Here is a 21,155-nt window from a genome sequence, read left to right as displayed (position 1 = left end):
CCTCGGGATCCCTCCTACGGCGTCCCGCCGAAGGTCCACACGGCGTGGGAGCCCGGCCCGACGACGAGGGTGGAACGGCCGATCCGCTCCTCGTGCCGGTGATCCACGGACCGGTTGAGCGACATACCGACCTGACGCAGACCCGCCCGGTCCCGCGGCACGGAGTCGAGCCGCAGCGTGGTGCCGCCCCGCACCGCGAGGACACCGCCGGGCACGGGCCGGACGACGAACCCGCCGGCCCGCAGCAGCGGCACCGTGTTCCCGAGGTCCGTCTCCGTGACCCCGAGGTGGACGTAGGTCACGTCGCGCATCAGGCGGTCCTGGTAGTCGTCGGACAGATAGCGCTCGCGGCCGACGTCACCGGGGTAGGAGGCCGGCTCGGTGTTGCCGCGCGGGTCGGCGAAGTACTCCGGCAGGTACTCCATCCCCCAGGCGCCGAAGGCGTCGTACGTGGTGGTGGTGAACACGGCGTCGAACCACGGCACCGGCACACCGTCGCCGAAGTCCCGGGTCTGCCGGAACTCCACCGGTTCGACGCCCTGGTCGCGCAGCCGCCCGGTCACCGTGGCCAGGTCACCGGCCCGCTCGGTCGACAGCCCCAGCCCGGCGGCGCCCGAAGTGCCGTCCTGGCCGGGCAGGTCGCCCTCCCCGAAGAGTTCGAGATAGGTCTCGCGCCCCATCAGATAGCGACCGGTCCAGGTCCGCCCGTCGGCCCCGGTCGTGGTGCGGACCTGGAAGTTGGCGAAGTCGCGCAGATACCCGGAGTGCTCGACGGCGTCGGCGGTCTCCCGGTCGAGCACCCCGTAGGCGTGGTTGTAGAAGAGCAACTGCCGATCGGCCGGCGGCGGGCCCTCATCGGCCAGCGCCGGCCCCGTGAGGCCCCCGACCGCCCCCGCGAGGGCCAGCACGAGGACCATGGTCATCTGTAATACCCGGCGAAGCAGCATGCCAGGGATCGTAGGAGGACCACGGCGCGTCCGCCCTCGATTCGCGCAAGCCCGTCCCCTGCCGCGGCCGGGCGGGGGCTCAGCCCTCGGCGCGTGCCACACCGATCGGGCAGGAGACGCCCGTACCGCCGATGCCGCAGTAGCCGGCCGGGTTCTTGTCCAGGTACTGCTGGTGGTAGGCCTCGGCCGGATAGAAGGGCCGGCCCTCCGCCGGGAGGATCTCCGTGGTGATCGTGCCGTAGCCGGAGCCCGTCAGGACCTTCTGGTAGGCGTCGCGGGACGCCGCCGCGGCCGTGGCCTGGGCGGGGGAGTGGGTGTGGATGGCCGAGCGGTACTGGGTGCCCACGTCGTTGCCCTGGCGGAAGCCCTGGGTCGGGTTGTGGGACTCCCAGAAGAGCTTCAGCAGCGACTCGTACGGAACCACCGACGGGTCGAAGACGACGCGGACCGCCTCCGTGTGGCCGGTCAGGCCCGAGCAGGCCTCCTCGTACGTCGGGTTCTGCGTGTAGCCGCCCTGGTAGCCGACGAGCGTCGTCCACACACCCGGCGTCTGCCAGAACTTGCGCTCCGCACCCCAGAAGCAGCCGAGCGCGAAGTCCGCGATCTCCAGGTGCTCCGGGTAGGGGCCGAGCAGGGGGTTGCCGAGGACGGTGTGACGGTCGGGGACCGTGAAGGTCGGCTCCGGGCGGCCCTTGAGGGCCTGCTCGGGGGTGGGCAGCACGGGCGTACGGCCGAAGAGCATGGCTGGTTCTCCTTCACGGTGACGGCACCGGAACAACGTCCCGGTGCCGTCCGGAATTCCACCCGCGCCCGTCCGGGACTCCCCCGCGCCCGGCAGCCGCCGAGAGGCGCTCAGTGCAGCAGTGTCGCCGGGCTGCCGCCGTTCGCCTCGTAACCGGCGACCGCGAGGTTGCGGTACACCGTGTACGCGGCCGCGGGGTCCGGCTCCGTCGTCCAGGGCAGCGCGCCCACGTGGCCGTCGACCTGCACGAGCTGGTGCATCGCCTCCGCCCACCGCTCGGAGTTCACCAGGAAGACGATCAGCAGGTGGCGTACGTGCGCGAGCATCGGGTCGTCCGGGCGGGCGGAGTGCACCGCGAACAGCGCGCCCTCCATGGCCCTGGTGACCACCGCGCTCTGGTAGAAGGAGCGCACGAGGTTCACCTCGGGCAGGTGCTCGTAGACCGCGAAGAGCGGCAGGGCCGCCAGCAGAGACCCCCGCGGGGCGCGGGCCGCGGCCGTCGTGGCGAAGTGGTCGGCCTCCTCCCGGGAGCCGTGCCACTTCTCGCACAAGTGGTGCAGGGCGGCGAGGTGGGCGCCCATGTGGTCGGGCGCGCGGTCGATGACCTTCGCCCAGAGCTGGTCGAACTGCTCGGGGCCGTAGCCGAGTCCACGGGCGACGGCCAGCTCGATGATGTACGGGACGGGGTCGCCGGGCGCGAGCAGCGCGGCCTCGCCGCAGACGGTCCGGGCCTCCTCCAGGATGATCCGGAAGTCGTCCGCGCCGACGGACGACGAGCGCCACGCCTGCTGCACCAGGAACTCGGCGTGCACCTGCGCCGCGCCCGCGTCCTTCGGCGCCTCCGAGCGCCACCTGCGAAGCCACGCGCCGCCGGTGCCGGGCTGCTGCGCCAGCTCCAGGGACGCGGCCCCGGCGAAGGCCTGGACGCGCTGCCAGCGCCGCTCGCCCTCCTTCGGCGTGCCCGCGAGCAGCTGGGAGGCGGCCTTCCAGTCCTGGGTCCGCTGGACGACGTCCAGCACGTCGAGGAGGTCCTGGTCCGGTCCGGGCATCCGGACGTCCAGCTGCTCCTGGCGTACGAATCCGTAGTTGTCCGGGTCGGCGGCGTCGGGCGAGCCGGGCACGGCGAGCCGGATGCCGTTCCGGCGGCGCAGCACGACGGGGCCGATGATCGCGGTCAGCATGCACAGTGCGATCAGGAACCAGAGAATCTCCATGCGCCCATTGTCCCGGACGCCTGTGGTGTGCGGCCACGGCCGGTCCCGCACCGGACTACGCTCGGGCCTCATGAGCGACCAGCACAGCTTCCACAGCTTCGAGACCCGCGCCATCCATGCGGGCAACACCGCGGACCCGCTGACCGGCGCGGTCGTACCGCCCATCTATCAGGTGTCCACCTACAAGCAGGACGGCGTGGGCGGTCTGCGCGGCGGTTACGAGTACAGCCGCAGCGCCAACCCGACGCGCACCGCGCTGGAGGAGAACCTCGCCGCGATCGAGGGCGGACGCCGGGGTCTGGCCTTCGCCTCCGGGCTCGCGGCCGAGGACTGCCTGCTGCGTACGCTGCTGCGCCCCGGCGACCACGTGGTGATCCCGAACGACGCGTACGGCGGCACGTTCCGGCTCTTCGCCAAGGTGGTCGAGCGGTGGGGTGTCGACTTCTCCGTGGCCGACACCTCCGACCCGTCGGCGGTGCGCGCCTCGGTCACCGACCGTACGAAGGTGATCTGGGTCGAGACGCCGTCGAACCCGCTGCTCGGCATCACCGACATCGCGGCCGTCGCGGACATCGCCCGCACGGCGGGCGCGAAGCTCGTCGTCGACAACACCTTCGCCAGCCCGTACCTCCAGCAGCCGATCGCGCTCGGCGCCGACGTCGTCGTGCACTCGCTGACCAAGTACATGGGCGGTCACTCGGACGTCGTGGGCGGTGGGCTGATCGCCGCGGACGCCGAGCTGGGCGAGGAGCTGGCGTACCACCAGAACGCGATGGGCGCGGTCGCCGGCCCGTTCGACGCGTGGCTGGTGCTGCGCGGCATCAAGACGCTGCCGGTGCGCATGGACCGCCACAGCGAGAACGCGACACGGGTCGCGGAGATGCTCACCAGCCACCCGAAGGTCACCCAGGTCCTCTACCCGGGTCTGCCGGAGCACCCGGGTCACGAGGTCGCGGCGAAGCAGATGCGGGCGTTCGGCGGCATGGTCTCGTTCCGTGTGCAGGGCGGCGAGCAGGCGGCGGTCGAGGTCTGCAACCGGGCGAAGCTGTTCACGCTGGGCGAGTCGCTGGGCGGTGTGGAGTCGCTGATCGAGCACCCGGGCCGGATGACGCACGCGTCCGTCGTGGGCTCCGCCCTGGAGGTGCCGGCGGATCTGGTCCGTCTCTCCGTGGGCATCGAGGCGGCGGACGACCTGCTCGCCGATCTCCAGCAGGCGCTGGGCTGACGTGCCCCGGTGCTCCGTCGGCCCCGGTGAACCCGCCGGGGCCGTTTGGGCCGACGGAGCCGGACCGGGATCCGGTCAGACGTGGGCCTTCTCGTCCTGCAGCGAATCGCGCACCATCTGCCTCAGCTCGGGGCTGTCGGTGTGCTCGTGCACGGAGACGGCGTGCTCCACGGCCGCCCGCACGACTTCCTCCTCCTCACCGCTGATGGTGAGGGTGCATCCGGAGACGCTGGGAGTGTTGCGGCAGTCGGCGACTTTCCTGGTCATGACGGCCTCCTGGGCTCGTTCGTCGCGCCCCTCTTTCAGGGTAGATCCGCGACGAGCGGCCGCTACCAGCCTTCGAGCGGCGGTGTCGTGACCGAGGGAGGCACCGTCCACGGTTCGGTGACCGTCGCCCACACCACGCACGCGATCACCAGCACGACCAGCAGCCCGATCCACGCCCGGCGGACCGCCCGGTGGCGGCGCAGCAGCCGTGCTCCCTGTTCCGCGGCGCGCGGGCCGAGGCCGGCGGGGACCACGGGATGGGGGACGTCCATCAGCCGCCTGACCTCGTCCTCCTTGCGTTCCGGGCCGTTCATGACGCCGTCCTCAAAAGCGGGCGGCCGGGGGCCCGGCGGGCGCTGCGCATGGCGGATACGGCACGGCTGCAGATGGCCCGCACCCGGTCCGCGGGAAGTCCGATGATCGCGGCCGTCTGCTCCTCCTCGACCCCCTCGTACAGGCGCAGCACGAGGATCAGGCGTTCCTGCGGGGTGAGGCGGTCGAGCACCCCGCCACGCACCCGGTGGTAGCGCCAGGCGCTGCGGGCGAAGCGGAGGGCGAGTTCCTGGCGGGTGCGGTTGTACGGGTCCTCGCCGCGCAGCCGGTCCCAGCGCGCGTAGGTGCGGGCCAGGGCACCGGTCAGCAGCCGCTGTGCCAGCGGATTGGCGGTCGGGGGCTCGGCGGTGAGCAGGGTCGCGGCGTGCAGCAGTCGGCTCGACGCGCCCGCCACGAAGGCATCGAACTCACGGGCGCGACGGCGGTCCATGGCTGAATTCCGCTCGCTCACGTCCTCATATAGGGCCCGGCGACGGCCCTGGGTCAAGAGGTCTGCGGCGTCTCCGTCTCAGCGGCGGGAAGGCCGGCCTGGCGGGCGGAGAGGGCCGTGTTGAAACGGGTGAGCAGAGTGCAGAACGATTCCCGCTCGCTCTCCGTCCAGCCGTCCGTCACCTGGGCCATCAGTTCGCGGCGAGAGTCGCGGACCTCTTCGAGCTTGGCCCGGCCGCGCGGGGACAGCTGGAGCACGACCGCACGGCCGTCCTCCGGGTGGGAGGTGCGTTTGACCAGGCCGCTGTCGACGAGCGGCGCCACCTGCCTGGTGACGGTCGAGGAATCGATCCCCATGCCGGCGGCCAGTGCCTTCACGCCCATCGGACCTTCGAGGTCCAGGCGGTTGAGCAGCAGGTACGCGGCACGGTCCATCGAGTTGCGGACCTGGCCGACTCCGCCGAGCCGTGTCTGTTCCGCGCGGCGTGCGAACACGGCCACCTGGTGCTGGAGGGCATCGAGGAGACCGGGGCCGCCGGCGGGTTCGGGGGAGGTCCCCCGAGAGGCAGACGCAGTGGTCGTCATGTCCTGAGAAGTGGGCATGGCTGCGGGGGCTCTCTTGTGCGGTGGTCGGTTGGTGGGGGACAGAGTACGCGGCCCCGGGTCCCCGCGTACCTGCGCTGCACAATCCGGTACGGGCCCCTTACGCGGCCGGACTCCGGGCCCTTCCGCCCGCTCCGCCGCGGCTCCCGTCCCGGGTGAGGGCGGCGGTCGCCGGACCGGGATGCGGACGGGGCCGCCCGGTGGGGCCCGAACTGCCAGACTTGGCAGCATGAGCTTCCGTACGCCCGAGATTCCTTCCGTGATCCTCGACGACATCCGAGGGGCGCAGAAGATGCTGTCCGGCGTCGCCAGAGTCACGGCGATGGAGGGCAGCAGGCATCTGTCGCAGCTGGTGGGGGCGCCTGTTCATCTCAAGTGCGAGAACCTCCAGCGCACCGGCTCCTTCAAGCTGCGCGGCGCGTACGTGCGGATCGCCGGCCTCCGGCAGGAGGAGCGGGCGGCAGGCGTCGTCGCCGCGTCGGCGGGCAACCACGCGCAGGGGGTGGCGCTGGCGTCGTCGCTGCTGGGGGTGCGCTCCACGGTGTTCATGCCGGTCGGGGCCCCGCTGCCGAAGGTCGCCGCGACCAGGGAGTACGGGGCCGATGTGCGTCTGCAGGGGCAGGTCGTCGACGAGACGCTGGCCGCGGCGCAGGAGTACGCGCGGGAGACGGGCGCCGTCTTCATCCACCCCTTCGACCACCCGGACATCATCGCCGGGCAGGGGACGGTGGGACTGGAGATCCTCGAGCAGTGCCCGGAGGTGCGGACGATCCTCGTCGGTGTCGGCGGGGGCGGGCTGCTCGCCGGGATCGCGGTAGCGGTGCGGGCGCTGCGGCCCGATGTGAAGCTGATCGGCGTCCAGGCCGAGGGTGCCGCCGCCTATCCGCCGTCACTGGCGGCGGGGCGTCCGGTGTCCGTGGAGCGGCCGTCGACGATGGCGGACGGCATCAAGGTGGGGCGGCCGGGCGATGTGCCCTTCAAAATCATTGGCGATCTTGTCGACGAGGTTCGTACGGTCTCCGAGGACGCGCTCTCCAGTGCGCTGCTGCTGTGTCTCGAGCGGATGAAGATGGTCGTCGAGCCGGCCGGCGCGAGCACGGTGGCGGCACTGCTGAGCGATCCGAAATCCTTCGAGGGCCCGGTCGTCGCCCTGCTGTCGGGCGGCAACGTGGACCCGCTGCTGATGCAGCGCATCCTCCGGCACGGCATGGCCGCGGCGGGCAGGTACCTGTCGCTGCGGCTGCGGCTGACGGACCGGCCGGGTGCTCTCGCCGGTCTTCTCGGCCTGTTGTCAGTGGCGGATGCCAATGTTCTCGATGTGAGCCATGTACGGACCGACCCCCGGCTCGGGCTCACGGAGGTGGAGGTGGAGCTGCACCTGGAGACGAAGGGGCCCGAGCACTGCGAGGAGGTCGCGGCGACCCTGCGCGCCGCGGGTTACACGGTCATGGGCTGAGCGCTTCCGCGGCGGCGGGAGGGCGAGGCGCCTGTATCGCGATACCCGGCGCGGGCCGTGACGCGACACCCTCTTGAGAGACGCGATGTATCGCGTTATGGTGTGGCCCCTGCCATGCTCCCGCCAAGGGAGAGGGCCGAGCCGGCCTGTCGCGCAACCACTGATCCACTCCACCCGTCACCATGGGAGACCCCTATGCCAGGCGCCATCTACGCCGAAGGTCTGGTCAAGACCTTCGGCGACGTAAGGGCACTGGACGGCGTCGATCTCGACGTCCCCGAAGGCACGGTCCTCGGACTTCTCGGCCCGAACGGCGCCGGCAAGACCACCACCGTGCGCGTACTGACCACTCTCCTCCAGCCGGACAGCGGCTCCGCCGTCGTCGCCGGCATCGATGTCCTCAAGCACCCCAACGAGGTGCGCAGGTCCATCGGCCTCTCGGGCCAGTTCGCCGCCGTCGACGAGTACCTGACCGGCCGGGAGAACCTCCAGATGGTCGGGCAGCTCTACCAGATGAGCGCCAGGGACGCGAAGGCACGCGCAGGTCAGCTGCTCGAGCGGTTCAACCTGGCGGATGCCGCCGACCGCCCCGCCAAGACCTACTCCGGCGGTATGCGCCGCAGGCTCGACCTCGCCGCGGCCCTGGTCGTCTCCCCGCCCGTGATGTTCATGGACGAGCCGACCACCGGCCTCGACCCGCGCAACCGGCAGCAGCTGTGGGAGGTCATCCAGGAGCTCGTCGGCGGCGGTACGACACTGCTGCTGACCACGCAGTATCTGGAGGAGGCGGACCACCTCGCCGACGACATCTGCGTCGTCGACCACGGCAAGGTCATCGCCCGCGGCACCTCCGACCAGCTCAAGGCCCGCACCGGCGGCGAGCGCGTCGAGGTCGTCGTCCACGAGCCCGACCAGATCACCCCCGCCCGCGAGGTCCTCGCCGGCTACGGCAAGGGCGAGGTCGCCGTCGCCGAGCACACCCGCAAGCTCACGGTCCCGGTCACCGGCGGCGCCAAGCTGCTCGCCGAGGTCATCCGCGACCTCGACACCCGCGGCGTCGAGATCGACGACATCGGCCTGCGCCGCCCCACCCTCGACGACGTCTTCATCTCGCTCACCGGCCACGCGGCGGAGGCCGCGGAGGGCAACGGCGACGCAGGGCGAGAAGACGCCGCAGGCCCCAGCGCCAGGAAGGAGGGCGCGAAGTGAGCGCCACCACCCAGACCGCGCCGCTCGCGGCGCCCCGCCCCCGTGGCGGCATCGGCCAGGCCGTCAGGGACTCCCTGGTGGTGGCCAAACGCAATCTGATCCGCATGATGCGCATCCCCGAGATGATCATCTTCGGGCTGATCCAGCCGATCATGTTCGTGGTGCTCTTCACGTACGTCTTCGGCGGCTCGATCCAGGTGGGCGGCTCCACCTCACCGGAGGCCTACCGCGAGTTCCTGATGGCCGGCATCTTCGCGCAGACCGTCACCTTCGCCACTGCCGGCGCCGGCGCGGGCATCGCGGACGACATGCACAAGGGCCTTATCGACCGCTTCAGGTCGCTGCCCATGGCGCGCGGCGCGGTCCTCACCGGCCGTACGCTCGCCGACCTCGTGCAGACCGCGCTCACTCTCGTGGTGCTTTCGGTGGTCGCGCTGATCGTGGGCTGGCGGGTCCACGAGAACATCGGCAAGGTGCTGCTCGGCTTCCTGCTGCTGCTCCTGCTCGGTTACGCCTTCTCGTGGATCGGCGCGCTGATCGGTCTGTCGGTGCGCACGCCGGAGGCGGCCACCTCCGGCGGACTCATCTGGCTGTTCCCGCTGACGTTCATCTCCAACGCCTTCGTGGACGCCGGCCAGATGCCGACCTTCCTGAGGCACATCGCGGAATGGAACCCCTTCAGCGCCACCGTCCAGGCCTGCCGGGAGCTGTTCGGCAACCTGCCGCCCGGCTTCAAGACCCCCGACGCGTGGCCCATGCAGCACCCGATCCTCGCCTCGGTGCTCTGGTCGGTGCTGATCCTGGTGGTCTTCCGGACCCTGGCCGTCCGCAAGTACCGCTCCGCCGCCTGACCCGCACACGAAGGGGCCGGACCGCTCACCGCGGTCCGGCCCCTTCGTCGTCTGCGTCGTGCTCAGCCCGAGTAGGGCTTGGCCGCGAGGATCTTCACCGCTGCCTTCTTGCCGTTCGGAAGCTCGTACTCGGCGTCGTCGCCGACCTTCTTGCCGTTCACGCCGACGCCCAGGGGCGACTGCGGCGAGTACGTCTCGATGTCCGCGCTCGCGTACTCGCGGGACGCCATCAGGAACGTCAGGGTGTCGTCCTCGTCGCCGTCGAAGGCGATCGTGACGACCATGCCGGGCTCGACGACACCGTCGTCCGCCGGGGCCTCGCCGACCTTGGCGTTGTCCAGGAGCTGGGTCAGCTGGCGTACACGGAGTTCCTGCTTGCCCTGCTCCTCCTTGGCCGCGTGGTACCCGCCGTTCTCCCGCAGGTCGCCCTCCTCGCGCGCCGCCTCGATCTTCTTGGCGATCTCGGTGCGCGCGGGACCAGACAGGTACTCCAGCTCGGCCTTGAGCTGGTTGTACGCCTCCTGGGTAAGCCAGGTGACGTTGTCGCTGGTCTGGGTCACAGGTGCTCCTCGTAGGTACTGGGAATACAAAGCATCGCCCTACCCACAAGGATGTACCCCCATGGGTGGGCGAAACCACGAGCCTAACAATTCCGGCGGGAAAGGGGGAGGACAAAGGCCTCGGTAAATGCAGAACCCCTGCTCAGCGAGGGGTTCGGGGTGTCACTCGGCGTTGCAGCCCATCAGCTCGGCGCTCGTCGCCTGCCGCGTCGTACGGATCTTCACGACCTCGTCGATGCGGTTCTCACCCTCCTGGCCGATCGCCACGTCGAGCCGGCCCACCTCCGCGCCGTCCTCCGCGAGGGCCCGCACCGTGCAGCTGCCGGCGGTCTGCGCGTCCTTGCGGACCTCGAGATGGACCTGGACCTCGTCGGCGCCCTCCACGACGTCGAACTTGATCACCTCGGCGCTGATCCGCGTACCGGCGACGTAGTCGTAGCCGAACCAGCCGACGAGGGCGAGCATGCAGGCGCCGAGGACGGCCCCCACGATCCGCAGCTTGCGGTCCGCGCGCTCGTCCGCCGTGCGCCCGTAGCGCCCCTGCGGAAGCTTTTCGCCGACAGCCGCCATGATCGTTCCTCTCGAGAGCCGGAGGCAGGAATTTTCCGTCCGCCGATTCGGTCACTATAGAAGTTGCACGACGCGACTATTCATTGAGGATCGAGTCTTGACTGAGCAGCTGCGACTGATGGCCGTGCACGCCCACCCCGACGACGAGTCGAGCAAGGGCGCGGCGACGATGGCCAAGTATGTGTCCGAGGGGGTGGACGTGCTGGTCGTGACCTGCACGGGAGGCGAGCGCGGCTCCATCCTCAATCCCAAGCTCCAGGGTGACGCCTATATCGAGGAGAACATCCACGAGGTGCGCAGGAAGGAGATGGACGAGGCCCGCGAGATCCTCGGGGTCAAGCAGGACTGGCTCGGCTTCGTCGACTCCGGACTGCCGGAGGGCGACCCGCTGCCGCCGCTGCCGCAGGGGTGCTTCGCCCTCGAGGACGTCGACAAGGCGGCCGGCGAGCTGGTGCGCAGGATCCGTGACTTCCGTCCGCAGGTCATCACGACCTACGACGAGAACGGCGGCTACCCGCACCCCGACCACATCATGACCCACAAGATCACGATGGTGGCGTTCGAGGGCGCGGCCGACGCGGAGAAGTTCCCCGAGTCCGAGTACGGGCCGGCCTTCCAGCCGCAGAAGCTGTATTACAACCAGGGCTTCAACCGTCCCCGCACGGTCGCCCTCCACGAGGCGCTGCTCGAGCGCGGTCTCGAGTCGCCGTACGGCGAGTGGCTCGAGCGGTGGAAGGAGTTCCAGCGCGCGGAGCGGACGCTGACCACGTACGTTCCCTGCGCCGAGTTCTTCGAGACCCGTGACCGGGCGCTGATCGCGCACGCCACGCAGATCGACCCCGAGGGCGGCTGGTTCCGCGTCCCCATGGAGATCCAGAAGGAGGTCTGGCCGACGGAGGAGTACGAGCTCGCGAAGTCGCTCGTCGAAACCTCCCTCCCCGAGGACGACCTCTTCGCGGGCATCCGGGACAATGCCTGACATGAGCGCAAGCGCACACCTCGCAATGACGCACATGGCCACCCTCGCCAAGGAGCTCGACGAGAACAAGGTCACCCCCGGTGTCCTCGGCTTCCTCGTCTTCGCGGCGCTGGCTGTGGGCGTGTGGGCCCTGATGAAGTCCATGAACCGTCACATGGGCCGCGTGAACTTCGAGGAGGAGCCGGAGCCGGAGACGGCCGGCGCCTCCAAGAAGCAGGCCGGCGGCTCGGCGGCCTAGAGGGGCGTACGTCGTTGCCGGCGTGACACCACGGCACCACCCGGTGTCGTGGTGTCACGCTGTGCGCCGTACCCGATCTCCCCGGTGACGCCCAACCGACCGCCGTCAGGTACGCGCCCGCTCTCCGGATCGCGTCCCGGAGCAGGCCGCCCGACCCGTCCGGCTCGCCGACCCGTACTCCGCTGGCCGCCGGACCCGGTGCTCACACCCCGTCCGGCACCGCGTACCCCGGCACCGACGGCCACCGCACCGTCAGCACCACCGAGTCCTCCTCGGCGACCCACGAGTGGTCGACGCCCCGCCCCCACACCGCATAGTCACCCTGCTCCGCGAGCAGGACGTCCCGGCCGGGGAGACGGACCCGGAAGCGGCCGCTGATCAGCACGAGCAGCGCAGTCCGCCGATCACCTCGCACCCACAGCGCACGCTCGTCACCGCGCGGGTGGACGCCCCACTTGATCTCCACGGCCTCAGTGTGCCGAACGTCGCCGGCGTCCTTGAAGTGCCCGAGCAGCCAACCCCGGTCCAGCGCCGCGTCCTTGCCCGCGTTGCCCGTGTACACGCCGTCGTGGTCGTTCATCCGGGCGACGCTACCGTCCGCCGGCACGGAGGCGGCTTCGTGGATGCGGGCGGGTGCCGGCGGCCACCACCGCCACGGTCACCGCTCGAACGTGGTGAGGCAGGAGCGGACGAAGTCCTGGAGAGCGGGACCGGTGGTCGAGGACGGGGGCCAGGCGACGCCGACGCGGGTCGGGGTGAGGCCGGTGACCGGGCGGTAGGTGATGCCGGGGCGGGGGTAGAAGCGGGCCGAGGCCGCAGGAGTGAGGCTGATGCCGTGGCCGCCCGCGATCGCCGCCAGCCATTCGTCCGTGTTGCGGGCGACGGCCCCGATCAGGGCGGTGCGGCCGTCGTCGGCGTCGTCGCCGACCCAGAAGTCCCGCCAGGTCCCGGTTTCCGGAGGGGCTGCCACGAACGGCTCGTCCCGCAGCCGGTCGAACGGGATCTCGTCCAGCGCGGCCAGCGGATGGGCGTCCCACAGGGCGACCCAGCGCGGCTCGGTGAGGAGTTCCTCGACACGGAAGGCGTCGTGGCCGGGGAACGGCACGCGGACGAGCGCCGCGTCCACCGCGCCGTCGGCGAGGCCCGCGGACGGGTCGGTCCAGTCGGTGTGCCGCAGAAGGACCCGCCAGTCCGGACGGCGGCGTGCGAACTCCGCGACGATCGCCTGCGTCGACTCGTTGGCCGCGCTCGCGACGAAACCGACCCGCAGCACACGGGCCTCCCGCCCGGCCGCGCCCCGCGTCTCGCGGACCGCCCGGTCCCAGCACGCCAGCACCCCGGCCGCCTCGTCCGCGAGGGCGCGGCCCGCCGCGGTGAGTCGCATCCCGGCCCGGGAGCGGGTGAACAGCGGAACACCCAGCAGCGTCTCCAACTGCCTGATCTGCTTGGTCAGCGTTGGCTGGGCCACGAAGAGCCGCTGGGCGGCGCGTGTCAGATTCCCCTCCTCGGCCACGGCGGTGAAGGAACGCAGCAACCGGGTGTCGATGTCCATGCCGTCAGGCTATGGAAACGGCTATTGGACGCGCTGTCGGCCGACTCGCCAGGGTTGATGCCACGGGGCGTCGGCTCTGCCCCGGCCGCCCTCGTCCCGTCCGACCGGAGTCCGTCATGTCCACGGCCTATGTCGTATTCACCCTCCTCGCCGCCGCGACCAGCGGCTACTCGGCCGCCAACCATTTGATCCGCCCCCGGTGGATCATCGACAACCTGACGAGCTACGGAGTGCCGCTCACCTGGCTCCCCGCACTGGGCGCCCTCAAGGGAGCCGGTGTGCTGGGGCTGCTGATCGGCATCGGATGGGGCCCGATCGGCGTCGCGGCGTCCGTCGGGCTGATCCTTTACTACGCGGGTGCGATGCTCGTGATCGCGTGCTCGGGTCGCTGGGCCCACCTGCCGGCCCCCTTGCCGTTCCTCCTGCTGGTCGCCGCGTCTCTGGCGCTGCGCCTGGCGTCGCCGTGAACGGCCGGCCGCCCCCGCTCCGCCGCGAGCCGGCCGGCCGTCCGGACTCCTCGCGCCTCAGCCGACCGGCACGCCCATGACCTCCCGTGCATGCCGGTTCGGGACCATGTTCAGCTGCCAGGCCTGCCAGCCGTCCTCCAGCCGGACACCCCGCTCCAGCATCACCGCCAGGGTCTCCGCGCAGTCCTCCAGCTTGGCGTCGCGTGACGAATGGCGGGTGGCCATCAGCTCGGACAGCTCCTGCTGGGCGACGACCGTGCCGACCTCGATGCCGCCGGGCGAGGCGTAGGGCAGGAGCGTGCAGCGCAGGAAACGCGCCCAGTCGGCGCCGCGCTCGTCGCCGTACGAGGTGAACAGCGCCGCCGCCTCGTCGCACAGCTCCAGCGCCTGCGGCGCGCGGCTGTTCCCGGCGTCGATCATCGCCAGCTCCAGGCATGTCCACGCCTCGCCGTGCGCGACGCCGATCCGGGCGAAGTCGGCGCGGGCGTCGACCAGGAGCTGACGGGCGAAGCCGGAGTTGCGCAGGCTGCCCGTCCTGGCCGCGAGCTGGTCGCGGGTGACCCGGCCGGAGTGGTGCCGGGCGCAGGCCAGCCCGTACACGTCCCGCATCCGGGAGAACATCGTCCGCGCCCGCTCCAGCTCCCGTACCGCCTGGTCGCGGTCGCCGGACTCCTCCAACGCCTGGCCCAGGTAGTAGAGGGTCCACGCCTCGCCGCGGGCGTCCTCGTTCTCGCGGTGCCTGGCCAGCGCCCGGCGCAGGTCCTCCACCGCCGGCGCGGGGTCGCCGTCGACGAGCCGGGCACGTGCCAGCTGGGTCAGCGCCCATGCCTCGCCGCGGGCGTCGCGGGTGCGGCCGTACAGGTCCAGCGCCACCTCCAGCGCGCTCCGGGCGGCGGGCACGTCGCCCATGCGCAGGAACACCTGCCCCAACTGGAACTGCGACCAGGCCTCGCCGTGCAGGGACTCGCCCTCCCGGTGCAGCGCCAGCGCCGTCTCCAGCAGCCGCAGGGCCTCGGCGAGATTCGCCCGGTCGCGTTCCACCGCGGCCAGCGCGTGCAGCGACCAGGCACGGTCCTCCGCCTGCTCCTGCGACTCCTGGAGCGCGATCGCCTCGTGCAGCTTCGCCGCCGCCTCCGTGAGATTGCCCTGGTGGTGCAGGGTGATCCCGAGCGAGCACAGCGCGAGCGCCGCACCCGCGTCGTGGTGCGCCTCCCGGTACAGGCCCACCACCGACGACAGCGTCGTACGCGCCTTGTCCAGCTCGCCGAGCTGCCGGGCCGCGATACCGGTGCGCCAGCGCACGGAGCGCTCCAGCAGCCCCTGGTCCACGGCCTGGGTGAGTTCGCTGATCTCACCCAGCCGGTACAGGTCGCCGCGCAGCAGGCAGTAGTCGCACAGCGCGCCCAGCAGCCCGAGCACGGCCTGCTGGTCCACGCCCTCCGCGTGCCGCAGCGCCGAGGTGATGAAGCTCGACTCTTCGTCGAGCCAGCGCAGCGCCGCGTCCAGCGAGGGGAAGCCGTACGCCCCGAACTGCCCCGCCCGCGTCGACATCTTGCCGTCGACCATCCGGATCACCGCGCCGGCCAGCTCCGCGTAGTTCCGGATCAGCCGCTCCTGGGCCGCCCCGCGGGCGGCGGCGTCCTCCTCGTCCGTCAGCCGGGCCCTGGCGAAGCGGCGCACCGCGTCGTGCAGGCGGTAACGCCCCGTACGCACATGGTCGATCAGCCCCGCCTGCGCGAGGGCCGCCAGCAGCCGCTTCGCCTCCTTCTCGTCGGTCTCCAGCAGCGCCGCGGCCGCCGCCGGGCCGAGCGAGGCGCGGCCTGCCAGCGCCAGCCGGCGCAGCAGCCGCCGCCCCTGCTCCGGCTGGTCGGTGTAGCGCAGCCGCAGCGCACGCTCGACCGGATCCAGCGGTCCCAGGGCGCGGAGGTCCGCCGCCAGACGGTCCGCGGAACGCTCGCCCAGCGAGGAGCCCGCCGTCCGCAGCGCCAGCGGCAGCCCGCCGCACAGCTCCCGGACCTCCTCCGCGGACCGGACGTCGTACGGTCCCGGGGCCGAATCCGCCGCCGCGGCCCGCAGCAGCTCCTCGGCACCCGCCGCGTCCAGTGCCTCCACCGGCAGCTGGTGCACCCGGGCCGGGATGTCGTCGGGGAGGCCGAGCGGGGCGCGGGCGGTCACCAGCACCAGGCTGTCGGACCGTTCCGGCAGCAGTGCGCGGACCTGGTCCGGGTCGCTCGCGTCGTCGAGCACCACCGTCACCGGCAGCCCGGTCAGGTACTGGTGGTACAGCTCGCCGAGCCGCCGCACCTGCTGCTCCGCGGAGGCACGCTCCCGGAAGAGGAGCTGCTCGCGCGGCGCACCGAGCCGGTTCAGCAGGTGCAGCAGCGCGTCCCGGGTGGGCAGCGGCTGCTCGCCGTCGCCCCGCAGATCGACCACGCACGCGCCCCGGAACAGGTCCTTGAGATGGTGGGCGGCGCGCACCGCGAGCGTCGTGCGTCCCGAGCCCGGGTCACCGTGCAGGACCACCACCACCGGCAGGGTCTGTGTCGACGCGCGCGCCGCGTGCACCCACTGGGTGATCTGCGCCATCGGCTCCCTGCGGCCGGCGAACGGCCCCTCGGGCTGCGGGAGATGCCCGAACGACTGCTCCAGCACGGACCTGCGGCGCGCGGCGGCGGACCGGTCGGCACCGCGCAGCTGCGGCACGACGGCGGCCTTCTTCGCGGGCCGGGCCGACGCGGCCAGCATCCGCTGCTGGTCAAGGAACGGGCGGATGCCCCGTACCTCCAGCGCCGTCAGCCACTGGAGCCGCAGCTGCTCGACGCCGCCGGGCTGGGCCAGTGCTCCCGCCCTGCGGTGGGCCGCGGGCCAGTGCGAGGCGGTGACCTTGGCGACGGTGGTCGCCGCCCCGGCGACGGCCACGACGGCACCGGCCCCGAGCGCGGTGCCCGTCGCCGTCCCGAGGGCGACGTCCGCGCCGATCGCGGCGACGGCGGCGACGGCGGTGACCAGCACGGGCGCGCCCAGCGTCTCCCGGCTGAAGCGCCGCGACAGCGGCTGCTGCCCGGCCTCGGCCTCCGCGAGCGCGTGCTCGTAGGCCGCGTACTCCTCGCTCGCGCCCGCCGCCATCGAGTCGAGAGCCGCGCGCCCCCGCGCGAGGAGCGTCCCGGCGTCCGAGCTCCCGCCCGAACGCCGCACCTCCTCCTCCACCGCCCGGCCCAACAGCCGTTCCGCTTCAGCCCGGTGGCTGTCCCGCATGCGTGTCCCCCGTCCCCCTGGAAGCCCGAATTCTGAGTTCGCTACCCAGATGTCGCGCGGTCAAGTGTCGTGGTCCTGGGGAGGATGTGCGAGAGGTTCCGGCGGGAGAGTCCGCGGGCGGGGTGTCAGACTGGCAGTCCTTCCGGGTCCCGGGACTTCGGGATCCGTGGCCGTGCGAGGGGGGCCGGGATGGGTCTGGTGATCGAGAGCCGGACGTCGGAGCTGCCGTACATCGAGCGCGTGTGGCGCAGCCGGAGCGTCGACGTGACCCGGATGATGTCGGTCGCGACACCCCACTGGGAGCTGGTGTTCTGGGAGCACCAGGGCCGGCCGCAGGCCGCCGTGCTGGGCCCGGAGCCGAGGGCGTCCCAGGCGCCGGTCCCCGAGGACGCCGTCTTCTTCGGGATCAGTTTCGCCCTGGGTACCTCGATGCCGCACATCCCCGTCAGCGGCCTGGTGGGCGGCAACGCGGAGATCCCCGACGTGACGCGGCGTTCGCTGTGGCTGAAGGGTTCGGCCTGGCACGTCCCGGGCTACGACAACGCGGAGGCGTTCGTCCTGCGGATGGTGCGCGAGGGGATCGTGGACCAGGACCCGATCGTGCCCGCCGTGCTCGGCGGGGCCCGCCCCGACGTCTCCGACCGCACCCTGCAGCGGCGGTTCGTCGCGGCCACCGGCCTGACACAGGGCGCGGTCCGGCAGATCGACCGCGCGCGGCAGGCGGCGGTACTGGTCCAGGAGGGGATGCCGGCCCAGGACGTCGTCCACCGGCTGGGGTACTTCGACCAGCCGCACCTGGCACGGTCCTTGAGCCGGTACATCGGCCGGACCGCCACTCGGCTGAGCTCACCGGACGGCGCGGAGCCGCTGTCGCTTCTGTACAAGACCTGAGCCCCGGCGCTGCCTAGTGTTCATGACGTGGCCGACGGTGTCGGCCCGCTCCCGGCCGCAGCGCGGCCCGGGCAGGGGCGGACGGCGGACTCCGCACTCACTCATGGAGGAATCATGCGCAAGGTTGTCTCAGGTCTGTTCATCTCGCTCGACGGTGTCGCACAGGCCCCGAACGAATGGCAGTTCGCGTTCGACGAGGAGATGGGCGCGGCACTGGCCGACACGCTGGAGACCGCGGACACGATCCTGCTGGGCCGGGTGACGTTCACCGAATGGGCCGGTTACTGGCCCACCGTGACCAGTGGCGAGGACGCCGGATTCGCCAAGTGGATCAACGAATCGCCGAAGTACGTCTTCTCGTCGACGCTGGACAGCGTCGACGACTGGGCGAACAGCACGCTGGTCAAGGGCGATCTCGTGGCCACGGTCGACGAGCTCAGGTCGGGCGAGGGCAAGGACATCACCGTCGCCGGCAGCCCGACGCTGGTGCGCTCGCTGCTGGAGCGGGACCTGCTGGACGAACTGGTGCTGCTGATCCACCCGGTGGTGGCCGGCGAGGGGCGCAAGAAGCTGTTCACCGACGACGCCGCGATGAAGAAGCTGGAGCTGGTGAGCGCCAGGCCGACCAGCAGCGGCGTGATCATCGCGACCTACCGGCCGGTGCGCTGACCCGGCACGGGCCGGGCGGGCGGGCTCGTGGATGCGCGGTCGGAGCGCGCAGAGGTCGACCTCGACGGCGAAGGGCGCCACGGCCTTCACCACGCCGGTGAACACGTCCCGTCCCGGTGGACGCGGGCCGCCGGGTCGAGGACGTACGTGAGGACCAGCGGGACGCCCGTCGCCGCCCGCTCGACACGTCGCGGCACCGCTGTTCCGGTTCAACCGGGGCGAGTTGGTCCCATTCCGAGCAGACCGCCCCGCCTGCGGCCGGAGCCGGCCGCAGGCGGAAGTCCCGTCCGCGGAAGCGTCCGTGGTGATCGCGTCGGCGGCCGGCCCGGCGACGAACCGGGCGGCCGTCCCCTACGCCCCCGTCCGCGAGATGCGCGACGAGACACGAACCTGCTCGCCCTCCGCCCGGCCGGGACGCCAGCGCCGCCTTCGTCACGCGCGCCACGCGGCGCTGATCGGGCGCGCGGCACGAACGATGCCCCCGTGGCGCCGGGCGGGGGCCGGGGCGGGTGCGCAAGGATGGAGGTATGGCGAACCGACTTGCGCAGGCCACGTCCCCGTATCTCCTCCAGCACGCCGACAACCCCGTCGACTGGTGGCAGTGGGAGCCCGCCGCCTTCGAAGAGGCGAGGCGGCGCGATGTTCCGGTGTTCCTGAGCGTCGGATACAGCAGCTGCCACTGGTGCCATGTGCTCGCGCACGAGAGTTTCGAGGACGCGGAGACCGCCGCGTACATGAACGAGCACTTCGTCAACATCAAGGTCGACCGTGAGGAGCGGCCCGATGTGGACGCCGTCTACATGGAGGCCGTGCAGGCCGCGACCGGGCAGGGCGGCTGGCCGATGTCCGTGTGGATGACGGCCGACGGGGAGCCGTTCTACTTCGGGACCTACTTCCCGCCCGCGCCCCGGCACGGCATGCCCTCCTTCCGTCAGGTGCTGGAAGGCGTCAGCGACGCCTGGACCGGCCGCCGTGACGAGGTCGGCGAGGTCGCGCAGCGGATCGCCTCCGACCTGGCCGCGCGCTCGCTCGTGGTCGGCGGCGACGGGGTGCCCGGCGAGGAGGAGCTGGCACAGGCGCTGCTCGGGCTGACCCGGGACTACGACGAGCGGCACGGCGGCTTCGGCGGCGCGCCGAAGTTCCCGCCGTCGATGGTCCTGGAGTTCCTGCTGCGGCACCACGCGCGCACCGGCGCCGAGGGCGCCCTGCAGATGGCCGCCGACACCTGCGAGGCGATGGCCCGCGGCGGCATCTACGACCAGCTCGGCGGCGGGTTCGCCCGCTACTCGGTGGACCGCGAGTGGGTCGTCCCGCACTTCGAGAAGATGCTCTACGACAACGCCCTGCTGTGCCGGGTGTACGCCCACCTGTGGCGTGCCACCGGCAGCGATCTGGCCAGGAGGGTGGCGCTGGAGACCGCTGACTTCCTGGTGCGCGAGCTGCGCACCTCCGAGGGCGGCTTCGCCTCCGCGCTCGACGCGGACAGCGACACGGCGGACGGCGGTCACGCCGAGGGCGCGTTCTACGTGTGGACGCCCGCGCAGCTGCGCGAGGTGCTCGGCGAGGAGGACGGGGCACGGGCGGCCGAGCTCTTCGCGGTGACCGAGGAGGGCACCTTCGAGGAGGGCTCGTCCGTCCTCCGGCTCCCGCACGGCGAGGCCGACGCGGACCTCAGGCAGCGGCTGCTCGCGGCCCGCGAGGAGCGGCCGCGCCCGGGCCGCGACGACAAGGTCGTGGCCGCCTGGAACGGGCTCGCGATCGCCGCACTCGCCGAGACCGGCGCCTTCTTCGGCAGGCCGGACCTCGTCGAGCGCGCCACGGAGGCCGCGGACCTGCTGGTGCGGGTGCACATGGACTTCGAGGCCGGTGGCGTGCGCCTGCACCGCACGTCCAAGGACGGCAGGCCCGGCGCGAACGCCGGTGTGCTGGAGGACTACGCGGACGTCGCGGAGGGCTTCCTGGCGCTCGCGGCGGTCGGCGGCGAGGGCAGCTGGCTGGAATTCGCGGGCTTCCTTCTGGACATGGTCATGGACCGGTTCACCGGGGAGGGCTGCGCGCTGTACGACACCGCGCACGACGCCGAGCCGCTGATCCGCCGCCCGCAGGACCCCACGGACAACGCCGCTCCCTCCGGCTGGTCGGCGGCGGCCGCCGCGCTGCTGCTGTACTCGGCGCACACCGGCTCCGAGGCCCACCGCACCGCGGCGGAAGGCGCCCTGGGCGTCGTCAAGGGGCTCGGGCCGCGTGCCCCTCGGTTCATCGGCTGGGGCCTCGCGGCTGCGGAGGCGCTGCTCGACGGGCCGCGCGAGGTGGCGGTCGTCGGCCGGCCGGGCGACCCGGCGACGCGGGAGCTGCACCTGACGGCGCTGATGGGCACGGCGCCGGGTGCGGCGGTCGCGGTGGGGGAGCCGGACAGCGACGAGTTCCCGTTGCTGCGGGACCGGCCCCTGGTGAACGGCAGTTCGGCCGCGTACGTCTGCCGCGGATTCGTGTGCGATTCACCGACCACAGACGCAACAGAACTTGCCCGGAAACTCACCGACTGATACGAGAAAAGCTGAATTTGGGCGTCAGACTCCGGAACGAAATCCTCCGCCTCTATTGTCCTGAACGCAGCTGATCCGGCGCGCGTACTGGGGAGTGACGCGCGTGGGGGAAGTTCGTGCCGACGGCCAGGGGGGTCCTGCCTCGGCACAGT

General features: G+C 71.9%; 22 protein-coding genes. 10 read left to right on the top strand and 12 right to left on the bottom strand.

Annotated features, from left to right (window positions below):
• Positions 1-14 precede the first annotated feature (14 nt).
• The 3 genes from SPRI_RS14385 to SPRI_RS14375 form a co-directional block, all read right to left on the bottom strand.
• Positions 15-923, bottom strand: a complete 909-nt coding sequence (locus SPRI_RS14385; RefSeq protein ID WP_005312865.1) for a DUF5829 family protein — start codon at positions 921-923, stop codon at positions 15-17.
• Between the two features lie 103 nt (positions 924-1,026).
• Positions 1,027-1,689, bottom strand: a complete 663-nt coding sequence (msrA, locus tag SPRI_RS14380; RefSeq protein WP_005312862.1) for a peptide-methionine (S)-S-oxide reductase MsrA — start codon at positions 1,687-1,689, stop codon at positions 1,027-1,029.
• 110 nt (positions 1,690-1,799) lie between these two features.
• On the bottom strand, positions 1,800-2,903 hold the full coding sequence (locus SPRI_RS14375) for a hypothetical protein (RefSeq protein WP_005312859.1): 1,104 nt from the start codon (positions 2,901-2,903) through the stop codon (positions 1,800-1,802).
• Positions 2,904-2,973: 70 nt separating this feature from the next.
• Here SPRI_RS14375 and SPRI_RS14370 point away from each other — a divergent pair, with 70 nt between their 5' ends.
• Complete coding sequence (locus SPRI_RS14370) at positions 2,974-4,128, top strand: cystathionine gamma-synthase (protein ID WP_005312857.1); 1,155 nt, start codon at positions 2,974-2,976, stop codon at positions 4,126-4,128.
• A gap of 75 nt (positions 4,129-4,203) precedes the next feature.
• On the opposite strand, the gene SPRI_RS14365 is transcribed toward SPRI_RS14370, so the two are convergent.
• The 4 genes from SPRI_RS14365 to SPRI_RS14350 all read right to left on the bottom strand — a co-directional run bounded on the left by SPRI_RS14365 (position 4,204) and on the right by SPRI_RS14350 (position 5,742).
• Positions 4,204-4,395 carry a DUF1059 domain-containing protein gene (locus SPRI_RS14365; RefSeq protein WP_005312854.1) on the bottom strand — a complete coding sequence of 64 codons (192 nt, stop codon included), beginning with the start codon at positions 4,393-4,395 and terminating at the stop codon, positions 4,204-4,206.
• A 62-nt stretch (positions 4,396-4,457) separates the two neighbouring features.
• Complete coding sequence (locus SPRI_RS14360) at positions 4,458-4,709, bottom strand: hypothetical protein (RefSeq protein WP_005312851.1); 252 nt, start codon at positions 4,707-4,709, stop codon at positions 4,458-4,460.
• A complete protein-coding gene (locus SPRI_RS14355) occupies positions 4,706-5,158 on the bottom strand; it encodes a sigma factor-like helix-turn-helix DNA-binding protein (protein ID WP_374987856.1) in 453 nt (150 codons plus the stop codon). Before SPRI_RS14355 ends, SPRI_RS14360 begins: the two co-directional genes overlap by 4 nt.
• Positions 5,159-5,211: 53 nt before the next feature.
• Positions 5,212-5,742 (bottom strand): MarR family winged helix-turn-helix transcriptional regulator, encoded by a 531-nt coding sequence (locus SPRI_RS14350; protein ID WP_005312845.1) that lies wholly within the window; start codon positions 5,740-5,742, stop codon positions 5,212-5,214.
• Positions 5,743-5,989: 247 nt separating this feature from the next.
• Between SPRI_RS14350 and ilvA the strand changes: the two genes are divergently transcribed.
• The 3 genes from ilvA (at position 5,990) to SPRI_RS14335 (ending at position 9,276) form a co-directional block, all read left to right on the top strand.
• Positions 5,990-7,216 (top strand): threonine ammonia-lyase, encoded by a 1,227-nt coding sequence (gene ilvA, locus SPRI_RS14345; protein WP_005312841.1) that lies wholly within the window; start codon positions 5,990-5,992, stop codon positions 7,214-7,216.
• A 195-nt stretch (positions 7,217-7,411) separates the two neighbouring features.
• Positions 7,412-8,425, top strand: a complete 1,014-nt coding sequence (locus SPRI_RS14340; RefSeq protein WP_005312838.1) for a daunorubicin resistance protein DrrA family ABC transporter ATP-binding protein — start codon at positions 7,412-7,414, stop codon at positions 8,423-8,425.
• Positions 8,422-9,276 carry an ABC transporter permease gene (locus SPRI_RS14335; RefSeq protein WP_005312835.1) on the top strand — a complete coding sequence of 285 codons (855 nt, stop codon included), beginning with the start codon at positions 8,422-8,424 and terminating at the stop codon, positions 9,274-9,276. The genes SPRI_RS14340 and SPRI_RS14335 overlap by 4 nt, the downstream gene beginning before the upstream one ends.
• Positions 9,277-9,338: 62 nt before the next feature.
• Here SPRI_RS14335 and greA read toward each other — a convergent pair whose 3' ends face one another.
• Positions 9,339-9,836, bottom strand: coding sequence for a transcription elongation factor GreA (gene greA, locus SPRI_RS14330; protein ID WP_005312833.1), 498 nt, complete (start codon positions 9,834-9,836; stop codon positions 9,339-9,341).
• A gap of 162 nt (positions 9,837-9,998) precedes the next feature.
• Complete coding sequence (locus SPRI_RS14325; RefSeq protein ID WP_005312829.1) at positions 9,999-10,406, bottom strand: DUF4307 domain-containing protein; 408 nt, start codon at positions 10,404-10,406, stop codon at positions 9,999-10,001.
• Positions 10,407-10,503: 97 nt separating this feature from the next.
• On the opposite strand from SPRI_RS14325, the gene mca reads away from it, so the two are divergent.
• Complete coding sequence (gene mca / locus SPRI_RS14320; protein WP_005312827.1) at positions 10,504-11,385, top strand: mycothiol conjugate amidase Mca; 882 nt, start codon at positions 10,504-10,506, stop codon at positions 11,383-11,385.
• Positions 11,378-11,623 carry a hypothetical protein gene (locus tag SPRI_RS14315; protein ID WP_078535267.1) on the top strand — a complete coding sequence of 82 codons (246 nt, stop codon included), beginning with the start codon at positions 11,378-11,380 and terminating at the stop codon, positions 11,621-11,623. Before mca ends, SPRI_RS14315 begins: the two co-directional genes overlap by 8 nt.
• A gap of 202 nt (positions 11,624-11,825) precedes the next feature.
• Here SPRI_RS14315 and SPRI_RS14310 read toward each other — a convergent pair whose 3' ends face one another.
• Both SPRI_RS14310 and SPRI_RS14305 read right to left on the bottom strand, forming a co-directional pair.
• Positions 11,826-12,203 carry a cupin domain-containing protein gene (locus SPRI_RS14310; RefSeq protein ID WP_037773885.1) on the bottom strand — a complete coding sequence of 126 codons (378 nt, stop codon included), beginning with the start codon at positions 12,201-12,203 and terminating at the stop codon, positions 11,826-11,828.
• 78 nt (positions 12,204-12,281) lie between these two features.
• The gene (locus SPRI_RS14305; RefSeq protein WP_005312821.1) at positions 12,282-13,175 is read right to left on the bottom strand and encodes a LysR family transcriptional regulator; all 894 of its coding nucleotides are present in this window, start codon (positions 13,173-13,175) and stop codon (positions 12,282-12,284) included.
• 116 nt (positions 13,176-13,291) lie between these two features.
• Between SPRI_RS14305 and SPRI_RS14300 the strand changes: the two genes are divergently transcribed.
• Complete coding sequence (locus SPRI_RS14300; RefSeq protein ID WP_005312819.1) at positions 13,292-13,642, top strand: DoxX family protein; 351 nt, start codon at positions 13,292-13,294, stop codon at positions 13,640-13,642.
• Between the two features lie 57 nt (positions 13,643-13,699).
• On the opposite strand, the gene SPRI_RS14295 is transcribed toward SPRI_RS14300, so the two are convergent.
• Positions 13,700-16,897 carry a tetratricopeptide repeat protein gene (locus tag SPRI_RS14295; RefSeq protein ID WP_053556988.1) on the bottom strand — a complete coding sequence of 1,066 codons (3,198 nt, stop codon included), beginning with the start codon at positions 16,895-16,897 and terminating at the stop codon, positions 13,700-13,702.
• Between the two features lie 189 nt (positions 16,898-17,086).
• On the opposite strand from SPRI_RS14295, the gene SPRI_RS14290 reads away from it, so the two are divergent.
• The 3 genes from SPRI_RS14290 to SPRI_RS14280 all read left to right on the top strand — a co-directional run bounded on the left by SPRI_RS14290 (position 17,087) and on the right by SPRI_RS14280 (position 21,003).
• Positions 17,087-17,788 carry a helix-turn-helix domain-containing protein gene (locus tag SPRI_RS14290; RefSeq protein ID WP_037773882.1) on the top strand — a complete coding sequence of 234 codons (702 nt, stop codon included), beginning with the start codon at positions 17,087-17,089 and terminating at the stop codon, positions 17,786-17,788.
• 114 nt (positions 17,789-17,902) lie between these two features.
• The gene (locus tag SPRI_RS14285; protein ID WP_005312813.1) at positions 17,903-18,457 is read left to right on the top strand and encodes a dihydrofolate reductase family protein; all 555 of its coding nucleotides are present in this window, start codon (positions 17,903-17,905) and stop codon (positions 18,455-18,457) included.
• A gap of 527 nt (positions 18,458-18,984) precedes the next feature.
• Positions 18,985-21,003, top strand: a complete 2,019-nt coding sequence (locus tag SPRI_RS14280) for a thioredoxin domain-containing protein (RefSeq protein WP_053556987.1) — start codon at positions 18,985-18,987, stop codon at positions 21,001-21,003.
• The last annotated feature ends 152 nt before the right edge of the window (positions 21,004-21,155 follow it).

The organism is Streptomyces pristinaespiralis, from assembly GCF_001278075.1.
Taxonomy (GTDB): Bacteria; Actinomycetota; Actinomycetes; order Streptomycetales; family Streptomycetaceae; genus Streptomyces; species Streptomyces pristinaespiralis.
This window is presented reverse-complemented; position numbering and strand designations above follow the sequence as displayed.